Below are 14,771 nucleotides of genomic sequence, written 5' to 3'. Positions count from 1 at the left end.
GGTTCTTTTGAGGTACCTTGCTGCCAACGTGTGGAGGGGCAAACCCGGCCGTCAGCAAACAAAACACTGCGGTCGTGATCCACATCTGAGAAGGGTGGACGTCGATGGTGTTGTCGAAGGTTTCGAGCGCAGCAACCGCACTTGCGTGCGCGGCTTGCATCGCTGGTGCGGCGGCATTGCCGGGCGCCGAGGTTCAAGCGGACAACTTCGTAAAGGCCGTCAATGGTGACGTGCGACTGTCGGCCCTCACCGATCTCGCATGGCTCGACGGAATCCCTGCGTGGCAGAAGTTCCTGTCGACGGGTGATCTAGGTGCCTTTGTCCCACTGGCCGATGGCACCGGTGGTTACGCCGCCCTGAGCGCATTGGCGAGTTATCAGAGCTTCTTCACGACTGGTGACCTGTCGAGTTTGGGCGGCATTGATGCTTTCAGCGCGCTTCCTAACCTTCTCGCCGGGGATTTCACAAAGCAGGCTGCATTTGATGCAATTCCCGTCTATCAAAAGATCGCGAGCGGCACTGCCACAGTCGATGATCTAGCACCTCTGTCATCGGTGAATGCACTGGTCGCCTTCTCGAGAGTTCCGAGCGAGGGATTGCAGGCATTTGTGCCGGACGCGACGACTGGAAACCCCGGCTACGCCGCACTTAGCGGAGCGTATTCCTGGCAGCAGTTCATCCAATCCGGCGGTGACGTGACCAAGCTGGCCGGTATCGACGCGTTCAGTGCGATCCCGAACTGGAAGAGCTTCCTGACGACTGGTGACATCTCGACAACCACCGGACTCGGTGGTATTGCGGCCTTCAGCGCGGTTCCGGTGTTCGCGAATGCCGTCACTAATGCCACACCTCTCGCGGCCACGCAGAACACGACCAAACAGGAAGCGCCGCAAACTCTCACACCGACCACTTTGAGCAAGACGGTCGACACGCAGGCGCCTGAAGGCAAGTCGACTCCTGACGTCGAAACGCCGAAGGTCTCGAACCCGATCACCACGGCGCTCTCCAATGTCACCCCGCCGTCGTTCAACAGCGGTAAGCAGGACGCCCCCGAGCAGGCACCCGTCACCCCGGGTACGCCGAGCCTGCCGACGTCGAACGACAAGAGCTCTCTACCGACCGGCAAGCCGTCGAACGGCTCGTACTCGGGTGTCTTCAAGCCCAACAACGGCTCGCCCATCTTGTTCGGCACGGGCGGCGGTGGCAGCGCTGACAACGGCATCCGCGGCTGGGACAAGGTCGTCAGCGGCATCAAGGGCGCCCTCGGCGGTGGCGACAGCAGCAGCTCCAGCAGCGGCGGCTAGCCAACAACACACCTTACGTAAATCGGGCGGGCTCACAAGAGCCCGCCCGATTTGTCTTGATCGTGAGCTAAGCCGCGGCCTTACCGGAAGCCTTCGCAGACTTGCCCTTTGGCGAGCTGTCTTTGCTCTGCTCCTTGGCGGGCTTGGTCACCTTCTCGACGTTCTTGGCGATGTCCTTGCCCGCCTGTTCGACCTTGCCGGCGGTGTCGTTCATTCCGTTGCGGACCTTCGCCACGGTGTCCTTGACCGACTTCTTGAGCGGATCGCTCGGATCAGCGGCATGCTTTCCAGGCGCAGCTTTGAGCGACTCGGTGATCTTCTGCGCGGTCTTGTCGAGCCTGGTAGCGGTGCTCGCGACGTCGAGTGTGCGCAATTCGCTGTTCGTTGACGGTATCGATGTGAGAGGTGCCGGCGCTGCCGCCGGCGTCGTCGACTTCGCCGTCGTCTTGGTGGGTTCCTTGACCTTCAGCGCCGTGTCGATGGCCGCGGTCACTTGGGCGTTGACGCCGTCCAGTGCGCCGGTGACCGGTGCGAGCCCGGTCTCGACGGCATGGAACATCGGGTCGGTGACGTTCTTCTGCATCTGGTCGATGGCGTCGCGTAGCGCCTTCGCCGTCGCTTCGGACAACGGGTTCTGCGTCGCGGGCGAGAGATCGACGCCCGGGAGTTTCGGTGTCCACTTCGACGGCGTCAACGCGTTGGCCTCGATGCCGTCGACAAGGGCGTTGAACACAGTCTGCGTCGCGGCGAGCTGCTGAGTCGGAGTCAGCGGTGAATGCCAAAGGTAGGCCTGCTGGCCGCCCATGTTGTACGTGCGCTGCAGGGTCACCGGGTCGACGTCCTGGTAGCCCATGTTGACCAGCATGCGCAGCGCATCTTCGACGCTGTCGGTCAGCGGTGTCGGAACATGCACGCCCGGAACAAGATTCAGCAACCTGGGCGCCATATTGAACGGCTCGAGCAAGGGCAGGTTGCCCGAGTCGTAGGTGATGTAGGTGGCTGTGCCCGGGAACTTGGTGGCGTCGGCGACCTTGTCCAATGCCTCGCCCAGACCGAGGTGCAGCCAGTCGATGTCCTTCGCGGTCCGGACGATGTCGGCCCATCCGGGGACCATTTCGACGCCCTGACCGCCGGTGGGGTCGAGCATGACCTTGAGACCGTCGGCGATCCCCAGACCCAAGGGGAGTATCAGGCTGTCGATGTTGTTGCCGTCGCTGGGAATCAGGTAGGTGAGGAACACGCCGCCTGCCGCGGCGTTGGCCCACGCCAGCGGATTGAGGGTGGTCGGCGCGTCTGACAACGGGTTGTAGGCCCAGGTGATGTCGAGGATCGAGGTGTTGAGGACCTTGGTCATGTTGCCGTTGTTGGCGTCCTCGTTGGTGTAGCTGCCTGCCGGTGGGGTCGCGAGGTTCACCCCGAGGAGGTTGGTGAAAGGCGTTGCCAGCGCGAACAATCCACCGCCGGGACGGCTTGGGTTGTTGAAGAACACCAGCCACTGTCCGGTGACGCCTACTCCCCAGTCGGGATCGTTGGACTGCACGGCCTTGATCATGTCCCGGTAGGCCAGCGAGGTGGTCAGCCCGCCGAGGCTCTCGGAGAAGATGATGGCCCTGCGCTGATTGAGAATCGGCGCGGTTTTGACCAGGGCCGCAACGGCATTGGCGAACGCCTTGGCGAGGGCGGGACCGATGACCGGGATACCTTTGATCGGTGCGGTCAACGCGTCAGCAACGCCGGTGGTGCTGTATTGGAGCCCGTTGACCGCGTCGTAGACGTCGCTGGGCAGCGGGCCTTTGACCCCGGCCTCGACCGGCGAGATCTTGTCGAGGACGTCCAGCAGCTGGTTGACAGCCGTGGCCAACTCGCTGCCGCCGACCGCTCCGGCGGCGGCCTCGATGACGTTCTGCGGCGTTATGCCCAACAGCTGTGCCGCCCAGAAAACCGGCCCGACCCCGTAGATTCCGACGATGTTCGGCATCGATGGTAATTGGGGTGCCGCGGTCAGGCTGACTTCCGCTGTCAGCGTTCGCTTTTCGGCCATCAGCGGGTCTGGGGCGGATGACGCGACACCGGCAGTGAGCGCAGCCGTTGTGGCGACGATGGCGGTCGCGACCGCGGCAGCCTTGGCCTTCTGGAGCCGCGCAGGAGTGGGGTTGGACAAGTCGCTTCGGGCCTTCGCTGTGAAGTGGCTGACAGGGCGTGCACACTTTAGCAATACTGTCTAGTCGGTCCGAGGTATTTGCCGGAAAAACTATCTCACGCGTTAAAAGAGCCTGGTCCGCTGCTGCGGGGCATGGCTGAGTTTGCGAAAAATGTTGTGTGCGGCCTCGGGACTGCGTCGGCCACGTGATCCTGCGTACGGGCTGAATTCGCCTCCGCCCGAAAGCACCCGACCACCCGAAGGTAGTCGGGTGCCAGTGGTCAGCCGATCGGCGTGGGTGGCAGCTCGCCGCCCAGCACGGCGAGGGCGTTGTCGGCCGCAAGCGTCGCCATGGCGGTTCGCGTCTCGATGGTCGCCGACCCGAGGTGTGGCACGAGCGCCACGTTCGAAAGCTCAAGCAGCTCGGGGTGCACCTCGGGCTCCCGTTCGAAGACGTCGAGGCCTGCGCCGGCGATAGTGCCGTCGCGCAACGCGGTCGCCAGCGCCGCCTCGTCGACGATCGGTCCGCGCGCCGTATTGACCAGGTATGCGGAGCTCTTCATTGCGGAGAGCTGCTCGGCGCCGATCAGATGATGGGTGGCCGGCCCGTAGGGGCAGTGCAGCGAGACGACGTCGGAGACGGCCAGCAGCTCATCGAGGTCCACCCGCCGCGCGCCGAGCTCGGCCGCGACGTCGGCATCGATCTCGCTGCGCGACTGATAGATGACGTCCATGCCGAACGCCTTGGCGCGGCGTGCGGTCGCCTGGCCGATACCGCCCATGCCCACGACTCCGAGGGTCTTGCCCTGCAGGCCGGTGCCGAGGAGAAAGAACATGCCCCACTTCCACGGCTGGCGGTCGCGGATGATGCGCTCGCCTTCGCCGAGTCGGCGGGTGGCCATGAGGATGAGGGCGAATGCGATGTCGGCGGTCGCCTCCGTGAGCACGCCCGGCGTGTTCGTCGCGACCACGCCGCGCTCGCGGCACGCCGCGACGTCGATGTTGTCGTAGCCGACGGCCACGTTCGCGACTACCTTGAGCTGGGGACCGGCGGCGTCGAGGAGCTCGCCGTCGACGCGTTCGGTGAGCAGGGTCAGGATGGCGTCGGCGCCGGCCACGCGGCGCAGCAGCTCATCGCGGCTGATCGACTCCGGGCCCGGCCACGCGTCGACCTCGTGTTCGACGCGCAGCTTCTCGAGGGCGGCATCCGGAACTCGCCCGGTGACCACAACGCGGCTCATTTGGCGCTGATCCACTCGTTCAGACGGCCGAGGCCCTCGCGGATGTCGTCGACTTCGATACCCGAGTAAGCGAGGCGGATGTACTGGCGTTCCTCGCCCGGCTGGCGGCGGCCGAAGTGCTCGCGGGTGCAGAACGAGACGCCCGTCTGGTGCAGTGCGACGGCGGCGAAATCGCCGACCGCGGTGTAACCCATGCGATCCATGGCCTCGGTGACATCGGGGAACAAGTAGAACGTCGAGTGGGGCACAGCGACATTCATACCCGGAATGGCGTTCACCGCCTCGCATGCCGCGTCGCGGCGCTCGCGCAGGGCTTTGAGCATCTGCTGCACGGGTTCCTGGGTGCCGCGCAGCGCCTCGACGCCTGCCCACTGCACGTAGTGCGTCGTGCACGACTCGTCGTTGGTGTTGAGCGTGCTGAACACCTTCGCGACATCGACGGGGGCGACGGCACAGCCGAGCCGTGAGCCGGTCATCGCGAATTTCTTGCTGAACGTGTACAGGATGACCGTGCGCTCGAGCATGCCGGGAAGTGACGCGATGGAACTCGAGACGCCTTCGTAGCGCGTCTCGAAGTAGGCCTCGTCGGAGAGCACCCAGAGGTCATGCTCCTGCGCGAGTTGCGCGATGGCCTCACGCTCGGGGGCCGTCGACTCGGCCGAGATGGGGTTCTGCAGGTCGTTGTAGATGATGGCGACCGTGTTCGGCGTGATCGAGGCCCGCAGCTGATCGAGGTCGATCGCGAAGCCCTCGTCGGTGGGGACGTAGCGGTAGGGCAGAGCTGTGCCGCCGAGGTACTCGATCTGCGATTCGTAGATCGGGAAGCCGGGGTTCGGGTAGAGCACTTCCTGGCCGGGGTTCATGATGGTCTGCAGGAACTTCGTGATGACGGGCTTGCCTCCCGTCATCACGACGACGTTGTCGGGGGACAGGTCGATGCCGCGGGCGGACCCCAGGTCCTCGGCGAGGGCCTCCCGCAGCTGGGGGATGCCGGGGCCCGGGCAGTAGCCCGTGTAGCCGTCGGCGATCGCCCTGTTCATCGCGTCCACGATGTGCGGGGCCGTCGGGATATTGATGTCGCCCAGATGGAAGGGATACACGCGGTGTCCCTTCGCCTTCCAGGCCGCGGCGGCCTGCGCGACGCTGAAAGCCGTCTCGGTCCCCAGACGTTCGAGCCGGTGGGCGAGTTGATGCATCCTGTCGTACTCCTCATCAGCTGATCACGGCGATGGCCGAGTTTCGCCATTGGTATATGGTTGGCGTGCGACTAGTATATTACTGATGTATCAGCACGTCGAGAGGGGAAAGCGGATCAATTTCGCATGCCTCGGGAACACCGCGCGCATTGTCATCGCGCCGGACAGGTTCAAGGGCGCCCTCGGGGCGGAAGAAGCCGCCCACTGGGCGAACGCGACCTCGCGCTCATGCCTGGCGCCGGAGCGGCGGGTGGCGTTGGATTCGCCGCACTGCTCGCGTCGGGTGCCGCGCGGCGACCGGGCGTCGAAGTAGTCGTCGACCTCGTACGCCTGCGTCACCGACTCGTCGGCGCAGGCCCCGTCGTCGACGACGGGGGATCGTTCGACGAGCGCAGCCTCTGTGTGCCGCCCCATACGAAAAGCCTTGGCGGGCAGCGGATTTCGCGGAGGCGCGGTTGCTCGGAGAGATCGGCCGCGAGATGGCCGCCGGCGCACTGCGGTCGAGCTGTGCCGAGCCGTCGAAAGGCTAGGGTCCGGTCAGCCCTTGCTGACCGTGTTGTTGCTACCGGTGTTGGTCACCTTCGGGTCGCCGGCCTTGTAGGTCACGGTGTTGTTGAAGCCGAGCACGGCCAGATCCTTGTCGACCTTCTCGAAGGTGATCTTGTTGTCGGAGCCGCCGATGTTGACGCTGCTGCACGTGCCCTTGACGGTCAGCGTGTTGTTGGTGCCGCCCACCGTGAGCGATTTGCCGCTGGCGCAATCGATGTCGGCGGTGGTGCCGACCGACGCGTAGTTGATGGTGTTGCCGATCTCGACGTTGAGGCCAGACGTGCCCGCCGTCGCCGACGGCGACGAGTTCTTGTTGTCCGATCCGCCGCCGCATGCGGACAGCGCGAAAACGGCGGCACCTGCCGCGACGACGCCGATGATCCCGGTGGTGTAGCTATGCATGGTCTCTCACTTTCCGTATCAGGCGGGTACGCGATCCAGCCGGTTCGTCATCCCGAGCTCACGGCCACGGTCGACCAGGACCGGGTCACCGCCCTTGAAGAACACCGTCTGATCGAAGCCGTAAACCGTGACGTCGTTGATGATGTTGTCGGCGACGACGGTGTTCGACGAGCCCTGCACCGTGACCGCATAACAGGTTCCGAGGGCGTTGATCGTGTTGCCGGTGCCGTTGACGAACAGTGTCGCGCCGTTGCAATCGATGGTCTGGTTGATGCCCTGCCCCGTGATGTGGGTGTCGCCATCCTTGGCGGAGGCCGGGGCCACACCTGCGGCCAGCGCAAGTGGCACCGCGACCAAGCCCGCACTCACTCTCCGGCACGCAGCTGTCCAACGCACGGTCATTCCCCTTCGTCTGAATCCGGTGCAACGACATCCGTTGCAGGGAAGCGTACGTTGCGCCGCCATTGCTTCGGCGGCGCTTGGGCGGTTCGGTGCGCCCGGCTGATCAGTCGCGGGAGTTCGCAGTGCTCGGTACCGTGTTGTCCGATGCGTCGGCGTGTTGTGGAGGCTGCTGCCGTGGCGGTCACCGCGATAGTGACTGTCGCGGGGTGCTCGCGTACCGTCGGCGGGACGGCGCAACGGGCCGATTCCGGCGGTGCAGGCACCGACCGCGGCTACGGATATGTCGACGACCGCTGCGGTCTGCTGACCGACAGCTCGGTCCAGGAACTGCTCAAAGCCGACAACATCGTCCGGCCCTACAGCGGCGCGGTCTGCCAGTACGTGCTGTCCCGCAAGGCCGGCCCCAACGCGTCGCCGATCATGCTCGATGTCGTCTTCTCCTGGTTCGAGTCCGGATCGCTCGAGCGGGAACGGGCGGTGGCGCAGGAGCGCAAAGCGCAGATCACCGACACCGTCGTCGAGCGCCATCAGGCGTTCCTGGCACGCCGCGACGTCACCGGCGCGGCATGCGCCGCCACTGCGGCGGCGGGATCGGGCGTGCTGAGCTGGTGGGTGCAGTACCGCGGGCAGACCAGCGGCGATCCGTGCAAGGACGCCCAGATGCTGCTGTCCAAGACCCTGCAGGCGGAGCTCTGAGATGGCGGCGCGAACCCTGATCCTCGGCGCCGCGGTCGGCGCGGCGGTCCTGACGGCGTGCGGACCGTCCGAGCAGCCCAACCCACCGGCCGCCCCTGCGTCCGGTGGGGGTTTCCACTCGGTGGACTGCAATGGCATCACCGATGCCGATGTGGCCAAGGCTGCGGGCTCGATGTTCACCAAGGCCGTGGTCAACGACACCGGTTGCTTCTGGCAGGAAAACACCCTGCTGGGCACCTTCGGGGCCGGCATGGGGATATCGACCTGGTGGTACCGGGGCAGCGACATGGACGCCGAGCGGATGTTGGAGCAGCGCGCCGGACGCACGTTGACCGAAGTGTCGATCAACGGCAACAAGGGGTTCAAAGCCCAGGATGCCAATGTCTGCAGCATCTATGTCAGTAAAGGCAGCGACGTCATCACCTGGTCGATCCAGTCGATGAACCCTGCTGTTCTGCCCGATCTGTGCACTGTCACCGGGCAACTCGCCCAAGTCAGCCAGGACCGCGTGAACTGACGTTTACCGACAGGGAACGGCTAGAGTTTCACCGCGACCCAGTTCAGGGTCCATTCCCGTCGACCCGAAACGTCCCGTCGACCCGACTAGGTGGAGCGCACATGTCATCTCGGCCGGAATCGCAGGCGGCCGGTGGCCGACCGCGCCCGGCGCGGACCACCCGGCTCAGCCGTGACGCGATCGTGAACGCCGCCTTGACGTTCCTCGATCGCGACGGTTGGGACGCGTTGACCATCAACGCACTGGCCAGCCAGCTCGGCACCAAGGGGCCGTCGCTGTACAACCACGTCGACAGTCTCGAAGACCTGCGCCGCACGGTCCGGATGCGGGTCATCGACGACATCATCGGGATGCTCAACACCGTCGGGCAGGGCCGCACCCGCGAAGACGCCATCGTGGCCATGGCCAGCGCGTACCGCAGCTATGCCCATCACCACCCGGGCCGGTATTCGGCGTTCACCCGGATGCCGTTCGGGGGCGACGACCCGCAGTACTCCGCGGCCACCAAGGCCGCCGCCGGACCGGTGATCGATGTCCTGGCCTCCTTCGGGCTGGAAGGGGAGGACGCGTTCTATGCCGCGCTGGAATTCTGGTCGGCTCTGCACGGTTTTGTCTTGCTGGAGATGACCGGCGTGATGGACGATATTGACACCGATGCGGTGTTCACCGACATGCTGCTGCGCCTGGCGTCCGGCATGCAGCGTCGACAGGCGTAGGCTCTGACCTGCGATTAGTCGACTGCGCACGAGTTTGGTTCGTCGCGGTCGGCCCTGGTATTGTGGTGGATCGTGCCTGGCCGGTAAGCGCATGCGGCTGAGTGGTTTCGCAAGCGTGCCCGCACGCCGGGCCAATTCGCATGTCTTACACGCATCGGAATTTCTCCGGTGTGGGCACGTGCGACACGCCCGGCCGCGGGGTACGCGCCTCGGGGGTAACTGCAGTACAGAGACTTGAAGAACAACAGAGCAGCACAAAGCAACACACAGAAAGCCGGTACATGCCAACCATCAACCAGCTGGTCCGCAAGGGTCGCCGCGACAAGGTCGCGAAGGTCAAGACCGCGGCCCTCAAGGGCAGCCCGCAGCGCCGCGGCGTGTGCACCCGCGTGTACACCACCACCCCGAAGAAGCCGAACTCGGCGCTTCGTAAGGTCGCCCGCGTGAAGCTGACCAGTGGGGTTGAGGTCACCGCTTACATCCCGGGTGAGGGTCACAACCTGCAGGAGCACTCGATGGTGCTGGTGCGTGGTGGTCGTGTGAAGGACCTCCCCGGCGTCCGTTACAAGATCATCCGCGGGTCGCTGGACACCCAGGGTGTCAAGAACCGCAAGCAGGCCCGTAGCCGTTACGGCGCCAAGAAGGAGAAGAGCTGATGCCGCGCAAGGGTCCCGCGCCGAAGCGTCCGTTGGTCAACGATCCGGTTTACGGGTCGCAGCTGGTCACCCAGCTGGTCAACAAGGTTCTGCTGGACGGCAAGAAGTCGCTGGCCGAGCGCATCGTCTACGGTGCGCTGGAGCAGGCCCGCGACAAGACCGGCACCGATCCGGTCGTCACCCTCAAGCGTGCGCTCGACAACGTCAAGCCTGCCCTCGAGGTGCGTAGCCGCCGTGTCGGTGGCGCCACCTACCAGGTGCCGGTCGAGGTGCGCCCCGATCGTTCCACCACGCTGGCCCTGCGCTGGCTGGTGAGCTTCTCCAAGGCCCGTCGCGAGAAGACCATGGTCGAGCGGCTCGCCAACGAGATCCTCGACGCGAGCAACGGCCTCGGCGCCGCTGTGAAGCGTCGTGAGGACACTCACAAGATGGCTGAAGCGAACCGGGCTTTCGCGCACTACCGCTGGTGATGTCCGCCCTCCGGGCGTCCAGTGTCGGACGCCCGCGAGGGTGCATCCGAACACCTAATCAAGCAAGCGAAAGAGTGGGAAGACTTCCGTGGCACAGGACGTGCTGACTGACCTGAGCAAGGTCCGCAACATCGGCATCATGGCGCACATCGACGCCGGCAAGACGACGACGACTGAGCGCATCCTCTACTACACCGGCGTCAACTACAAGATCGGTGAGACGCACGACGGTGCCTCCACGACCGACTGGATGGAGCAGGAGCAGGAGCGGGGTATCACCATTACCTCCGCCGCTGTGACGTGCTTCTGGAACGGCAACCAGATCAACATCATCGACACCCCCGGGCACGTCGACTTCACCGTCGAGGTGGAGCGCAGCCTGCGGGTTCTCGATGGCGCCGTGGCCGTGTTCGACGGCAAGGAAGGCGTGGAGCCGCAGTCCGAGCAGGTGTGGCGCCAGGCCGACAAGTACGACGTGCCGCGTATCTGCTTCGTCAACAAGATGGACAAGCTCGGTGCGGACTTCTACTTCACCGTGCAGACCATCAAGGACCGCCTCGGCGCCAAGCCGCTGGTGATCCAGCTGCCGATCGGTGCCGAGAACGACTTCGAAGGCATCGTCGACCTGGTCGAGATGAAGGCCAAGGTCTGGCGCGGCGAGACCAAGCTCGGCGAGAGCTACGAGACCGTCGAGATCCCCGCTGAGCTGGCCGACCGGGCCGCCGAGTACCGCAGCGAGCTGCTGGATACCGTCGCCGAGACCGACGAGGCGCTTCTGGAGAAGTACCTCGGCGGCGAAGAACTCACCGTCGAAGAGATCAAGGGCGCGATCCGCAAGCTGACCGTGTCGAGCGAGCTCTACCCGGTGCTGTGCGGCAGCGCGTTCAAGAACAAGGGCGTGCAGCCCATGCTCGACGCGGTCATCGACTACCTGCCCTCGCCGCTGGACGTCGAGTCGGTCCGTGGCCATGCCCCGGGCAAGGAGGACGAGGAGATCCTGCGTCGTCCGTCCACCGACGAGCCGTTCGCCGCGCTGGCGTTCAAGATCGCCGTGCACCCGTTCTTCGGCAAGCTGACCTACGTGCGTGTGTACTCCGGCAAGGTCGAGTCCGGTGCGCAGGTCATCAACGCCACCAAGGGCAAGAAGGAGCGTCTGGGCAAGCTGTTCCAGATGCACGCCAACAAGGAGAACCCGGTCGAGACGGCCGCCGCGGGTCACATCTACGCGGTGATCGGCCTCAAGGACACCACCACCGGTGACACCCTGAGCGACGCCAACAACCAGGTTGTGCTGGAGTCGATGACCTTCCCGGACCCGGTTATCGAGGTGGCCATCGAGCCCAAGACCAAGAGCGACCAGGAGAAGCTGGGCACCGCGATCCAGAAGCTCGCGGAAGAGGATCCCACCTTCAAGGTGCACCTGGACCAGGAGACCGGTCAGACCGTCATCGGCGGCATGGGCGAGCTTCACCTGGACATCCTGGTGGACCGCATGCGTCGCGAGTTCAAGGTCGAGGCCAACGTCGGCAAGCCGCAGGTGGCCTACCGCGAGACCATCCGCCGCAAGGTGGAGAAGGTCGAGTACACCCACAAGAAGCAGACGGGTGGCTCGGGCCAGTTCGCAAAGGTCCTCATCGATCTGGAGCCGTTCCACGGCGAAGACGGTGCGACCTACGAGTTCGAGAACAAGGTCACCGGTGGCCGCATCCCGCGCGAGTACATCCCTTCGGTGGATGCCGGTGCGCAGGACGCCATGCAGTACGGCGTGCTCGCCGGCTACCCGCTGGTGAACGTCAAGGTCACCCTGCTCGACGGCGCCTACCACGAGGTCGACTCCTCGGAAATGGCATTCAAGGTTGCCGGCTCGCAGGTGCTGAAGAAGGCCGCGCAGGCCGCTCAGCCGGTCATTCTCGAGCCCATCATGGCCGTCGAGGTCACCACGCCCGAGGACTACATGGGCGACGTGATCGGCGACTTGAACTCCCGCCGTGGTCAGATCCAGGCCATGGAGGAGCGCAGTGGTGCGCGCGTCGTCAAGGCGCAGGTTCCGCTGTCGGAGATGTTCGGCTACGTCGGCGACCTTCGGTCGAAGACCCAGGGCCGGGCGAACTACTCCATGGTGTTCGATTCGTACGCCGAGGTTCCGGCGAACGTATCGAAGGAGATCATTGCGAAGGCGACGGGTCAGTAGCCCGGTAGCCTCGCAGACCGCACAACTGAACACATCAACACTGCTTAAGTACAAGCACCAACACAGTCCAGGAGGACACCACAGTGGCGAAGGCGAAGTTCGAGCGGACGAAGCCGCACGTCAACATCGGGACCATCGGTCACGTTGACCACGGCAAGACCACGCTTACTGCAGCAATCACCAAGGTTCTGCACGACAAGTACCCGGAGTTGAACGAATCGCGCGCATTCGACCAGATCGACAATGCGCCTGAGGAGCGTCAGCGCGGTATCACCATCAACATCTCCCACGTGGAGTACCAGACCGACAAGCGCCACTACGCCCACGTGGACGCCCCGGGTCACGCCGACTACATCAAGAACATGATCACCGGTGCGGCCCAGATGGACGGCGCCATCCTGGTGGTCGCCGCCACCGACGGCCCGATGCCGCAGACCCGCGAGCACGTGCTGCTGGCCCGCCAGGTGGGTGTGCCCTACATCCTGGTCGCGCTGAACAAGTCGGATGCGGTGGACGACGAGGAGCTCATCGAGCTCGTCGAGATGGAGGTCCGCGAGCTGCTGGCTGCGCAGGACTTCGACGAGGAGGCCCCGGTCGTCCGCGTCTCGGCGCTCAAGGCGCTGGAAGGCGACGAGAAGTGGGTCAAGTCGGTTGAGGAACTGATGGACGCGGTCGACGAGTCCATCCCGGATCCGGTTCGCGAGACCGACAAGCCGTTCCTGATGCCTGTCGAGGACGTCTTCACGATCACCGGTCGTGGCACCGTGGTCACCGGTCGCGTCGAGCGTGGCGTGATCAACGTGAACGAAGAGGTCGAGATCGTCGGCATCCGTCCCGACACCACCAAGACCACGGTCACCGGTGTCGAGATGTTCCGCAAGCTGCTCGACCAGGGCCAGGCCGGTGACAACGTCGGTCTGCTCCTGCGTGGTATCAAGCGTGAGGACGTCGAGCGTGGCCAGGTTGTGGTCAAGCCCGGCACCACCACCCCGCACACCGAGTTCGAGGGCCAGGTCTACATCCTGTCCAAGGACGAGGGCGGCCGCCACACGCCGTTCTTCAACAACTACCGTCCGCAGTTCTACTTCCGCACCACCGACGTGACCGGTGTTGTGACGCTGCCGGAGGGCACCGAGATGGTTATGCCCGGTGACAACACCGACATCTCCGTCAAGCTGATCCAGCCCGTCGCCATGGACGAGGGCCTGCGCTTCGCGATCCGCGAGGGTGGCCGTACCGTCGGCGCCGGCCGTGTTACCAAGATCAACAAGTAATTGATCTGACTGCGCCAGAAGCGGCGCTCACCTTCGGGTGGGCGCCGTTTCTGCGTTTTGCGCAGCGATTGCGTAACGCCTGTGACTACTGGGGCGATAGTGCAGGTAGCTTTGCTGTGTATGGGTAGGGGGTTCCGCTGTGATTCGTCGTCTGTTCGTGGCCGTGTGTTGTGCGGTCGGCGTCGTCGGGCTCATCGGATCGACGGCCGCCCCAGCCAACGCCGTGGCGTGTCCAGACGTTCACTGGATGGGCGTTGCCGGCTCGGGTGAACGCGACGATCCGGCTTCGTACGGCGGCATGGGCCGGGTGGTGTACCAGTCATTGCAGGACCTGTCCCAGCAGGTGCAGAGCGACGGCAGGACCATGACCGCCGAAGCGGTCAACTATCCGGCGGTGGCGGTGCCCGACACCGGCAATCTGCTCGGCTGGGCAGGCTTCATGAGCAGTGTCGACACCGGCGTCGCCGCGCTGGCCAATCAGTACACCGCCTTCACCCAGCAGTGCCCCGCCACCAAGGTCGTGCTCGCCGGCTATTCACAGGGCGCGATGGTGGTCCACCGGAATCTGCAATCCCTGGCTGGCAACCCCAACCTGGCGGCTGTTCTGCTGATCGCCGACGGTGACCGGTTGCCCGCCGACCCGACATACAACCTCGGCAGTGCGACCGCTGTGCGAGGTGCCGCTGGGAAGGGGATGGCCCAACAGTGGCCGCTCATGGCGCATGCGCCGACGACTCCGCTGCCGGTATCCGTCGGCTCCCGCACCATCAGCGTGTGTGACGTCGGCGATCCGGTCTGTGACGCGATCACGGACGACGACGAGGTGACGCCCGCCGGGGTGGCCATCCACACGAGCTATGCGCGGGCCCGGTCCGGCGGATACGCGTGGACCTGGCCCCTGTACCAGCTGCTGGGATCGGCGCTGCCGACAGGCACTGTCGGCGCCGCCGGACCGCCGATGTGACGGTCCCCGCGCAGAGCGGCTGATCACCTTACCAGTTGAATCGCACCTGAGTT

14 protein-coding genes and 1 pseudogene are annotated in these 14,771 nt (G+C 64.9%); 10 read left to right on the top strand and 5 right to left on the bottom strand.

The features are described 5' to 3' along the window. Positions 1-104 precede the first annotated feature (104 nt). A complete protein-coding gene (locus RMCB_RS06125) occupies positions 105-1,304 on the top strand; it encodes a superantigen-like protein SSL4 (RefSeq protein WP_062828059.1) in 1,200 nt (399 codons plus the stop codon). Between the two features lie 67 nt (positions 1,305-1,371). Here RMCB_RS06125 and RMCB_RS06120 read toward each other — a convergent pair whose 3' ends face one another. The 3 genes from RMCB_RS06120 to RMCB_RS06110 form a co-directional block, all read right to left on the bottom strand. Beyond that, on the bottom strand, positions 1,372-3,465 hold the full coding sequence (locus RMCB_RS06120; protein ID WP_109784187.1) for a PE-PPE domain-containing protein: 2,094 nt from the start codon (positions 3,463-3,465) through the stop codon (positions 1,372-1,374). 260 nt (positions 3,466-3,725) lie between these two features. After that, complete coding sequence (locus RMCB_RS06115; RefSeq protein ID WP_062828058.1) at positions 3,726-4,685, bottom strand: 2-hydroxyacid dehydrogenase; 960 nt, start codon at positions 4,683-4,685, stop codon at positions 3,726-3,728. Beyond that, on the bottom strand, positions 4,682-5,881 hold the full coding sequence (locus RMCB_RS06110; RefSeq protein ID WP_062828057.1) for a pyridoxal phosphate-dependent aminotransferase: 1,200 nt from the start codon (positions 5,879-5,881) through the stop codon (positions 4,682-4,684). The genes RMCB_RS06115 and RMCB_RS06110 overlap by 4 nt, the downstream gene beginning before the upstream one ends. A gap of 126 nt (positions 5,882-6,007) precedes the next feature. On the opposite strand from RMCB_RS06110, the pseudogene RMCB_RS36955 reads away from it, so the two are divergent. Further along, positions 6,008-6,220: pseudogene (locus tag RMCB_RS36955) on the top strand (glycerate kinase); the annotation flags it as partial. A gap of 198 nt (positions 6,221-6,418) precedes the next feature. Here RMCB_RS36955 and RMCB_RS06100 read toward each other — a convergent pair. Together RMCB_RS06100 and RMCB_RS06095 are read right to left on the bottom strand one after the other, a co-directional pair. Continuing rightward, positions 6,419-6,832, bottom strand: a complete 414-nt coding sequence (locus tag RMCB_RS06100; protein WP_062828055.1) for a DUF3060 domain-containing protein — start codon at positions 6,830-6,832, stop codon at positions 6,419-6,421. A gap of 18 nt (positions 6,833-6,850) precedes the next feature. After that, a complete protein-coding gene (locus RMCB_RS06095) occupies positions 6,851-7,234 on the bottom strand; it encodes a DUF3060 domain-containing protein (protein ID WP_084388372.1) in 384 nt (127 codons plus the stop codon). A 144-nt stretch (positions 7,235-7,378) separates the two neighbouring features. Here RMCB_RS06095 and RMCB_RS06090 point away from each other — a divergent pair, with 144 nt between their 5' ends. The 8 genes from RMCB_RS06090 to RMCB_RS06055 all read left to right on the top strand — a co-directional run bounded on the left by RMCB_RS06090 (position 7,379) and on the right by RMCB_RS06055 (position 14,718). Then, positions 7,379-7,930 (top strand): DUF3558 domain-containing protein, encoded by a 552-nt coding sequence (locus RMCB_RS06090; protein WP_062828054.1) that lies wholly within the window; start codon positions 7,379-7,381, stop codon positions 7,928-7,930. Between the two features lies 1 nt (position 7,931). After that, positions 7,932-8,447, top strand: coding sequence for a DUF3558 domain-containing protein (locus RMCB_RS06085; protein ID WP_062828053.1), 516 nt, complete (start codon positions 7,932-7,934; stop codon positions 8,445-8,447). Positions 8,448-8,548: 101 nt separating this feature from the next. Beyond that, positions 8,549-9,163 carry a TetR/AcrR family transcriptional regulator gene (locus RMCB_RS06080; protein WP_029369154.1) on the top strand — a complete coding sequence of 205 codons (615 nt, stop codon included), beginning with the start codon at positions 8,549-8,551 and terminating at the stop codon, positions 9,161-9,163. 281 nt (positions 9,164-9,444) lie between these two features. Beyond that, entirely contained in the window at positions 9,445-9,819 is a 375-nt protein-coding gene (gene rpsL, locus RMCB_RS06075) for a 30S ribosomal protein S12 (protein WP_003881867.1), read from the top strand. After that, positions 9,819-10,289, top strand: coding sequence for a 30S ribosomal protein S7 (gene rpsG, locus RMCB_RS06070; protein ID WP_018601866.1), 471 nt, complete (start codon positions 9,819-9,821; stop codon positions 10,287-10,289). The genes rpsL and rpsG overlap by 1 nt, the downstream gene beginning before the upstream one ends. A gap of 88 nt (positions 10,290-10,377) precedes the next feature. Next, positions 10,378-12,480, top strand: coding sequence for an elongation factor G (fusA, locus tag RMCB_RS06065; RefSeq protein ID WP_029369151.1), 2,103 nt, complete (start codon positions 10,378-10,380; stop codon positions 12,478-12,480). 83 nt (positions 12,481-12,563) lie between these two features. Further along, entirely contained in the window at positions 12,564-13,754 is a 1,191-nt protein-coding gene (gene tuf, locus RMCB_RS06060; RefSeq protein ID WP_029369150.1) for an elongation factor Tu, read from the top strand. Between the two features lie 139 nt (positions 13,755-13,893). Further along, positions 13,894-14,718, top strand: coding sequence for a cutinase family protein (locus tag RMCB_RS06055; protein ID WP_062828052.1), 825 nt, complete (start codon positions 13,894-13,896; stop codon positions 14,716-14,718). Positions 14,719-14,771: the final 53 nt, after the last annotated feature.

Origin of the sequence: Mycolicibacterium brisbanense (assembly GCF_001570425.1) — a bacterium.
In the GTDB taxonomy this organism is placed as follows: Bacteria; Actinomycetota; Actinomycetes; order Mycobacteriales; family Mycobacteriaceae; genus Mycobacterium; species Mycobacterium brisbanense.
The sequence above is the reverse complement of the archived record's forward strand: the minus strand, read 5'-3'. Positions and strand labels throughout refer to the sequence as shown.

What these genes read in the sequence shown, in the direction of transcription:
- RMCB_RS06125 (WP_062828059.1), top strand. Translation starts at nt 105, where the DNA reads ATGGTGTTGTCGAAGGTTTCGAGCGCAGCAACCGCACTTGCGTGCGCG.
- RMCB_RS06115 (WP_062828058.1), bottom strand. Translation starts at nt 4,685, where the DNA reads ATGAGCCGCGTTGTGGTCACCGGGCGAGTTCCGGATGCCGCCCTCGAG.
- RMCB_RS06110 (WP_062828057.1), bottom strand. Translation starts at nt 5,881, where the DNA reads ATGCATCAACTCGCCCACCGGCTCGAACGTCTGGGGACCGAGACGGCT.
- RMCB_RS06100 (WP_062828055.1), bottom strand. Translation starts at nt 6,832, where the DNA reads ATGCATAGCTACACCACCGGGATCATCGGCGTCGTCGCGGCAGGTGCC.
- RMCB_RS06095 (WP_084388372.1), bottom strand. Translation starts at nt 7,234, where the DNA reads ATGACCGTGCGTTGGACAGCTGCGTGCCGGAGAGTGAGTGCGGGCTTG.
- RMCB_RS06090 (WP_062828054.1), top strand. Translation starts at nt 7,379, where the DNA reads ATGCGTCGGCGTGTTGTGGAGGCTGCTGCCGTGGCGGTCACCGCGATA.
- RMCB_RS06085 (WP_062828053.1), top strand. Translation starts at nt 7,932, where the DNA reads ATGGCGGCGCGAACCCTGATCCTCGGCGCCGCGGTCGGCGCGGCGGTC.
- RMCB_RS06080 (WP_029369154.1), top strand. Translation starts at nt 8,549, where the DNA reads ATGTCATCTCGGCCGGAATCGCAGGCGGCCGGTGGCCGACCGCGCCCG.
- rpsL (WP_003881867.1), top strand. Translation starts at nt 9,445, where the DNA reads ATGCCAACCATCAACCAGCTGGTCCGCAAGGGTCGCCGCGACAAGGTC.
- rpsG (WP_018601866.1), top strand. Translation starts at nt 9,819, where the DNA reads ATGCCGCGCAAGGGTCCCGCGCCGAAGCGTCCGTTGGTCAACGATCCG.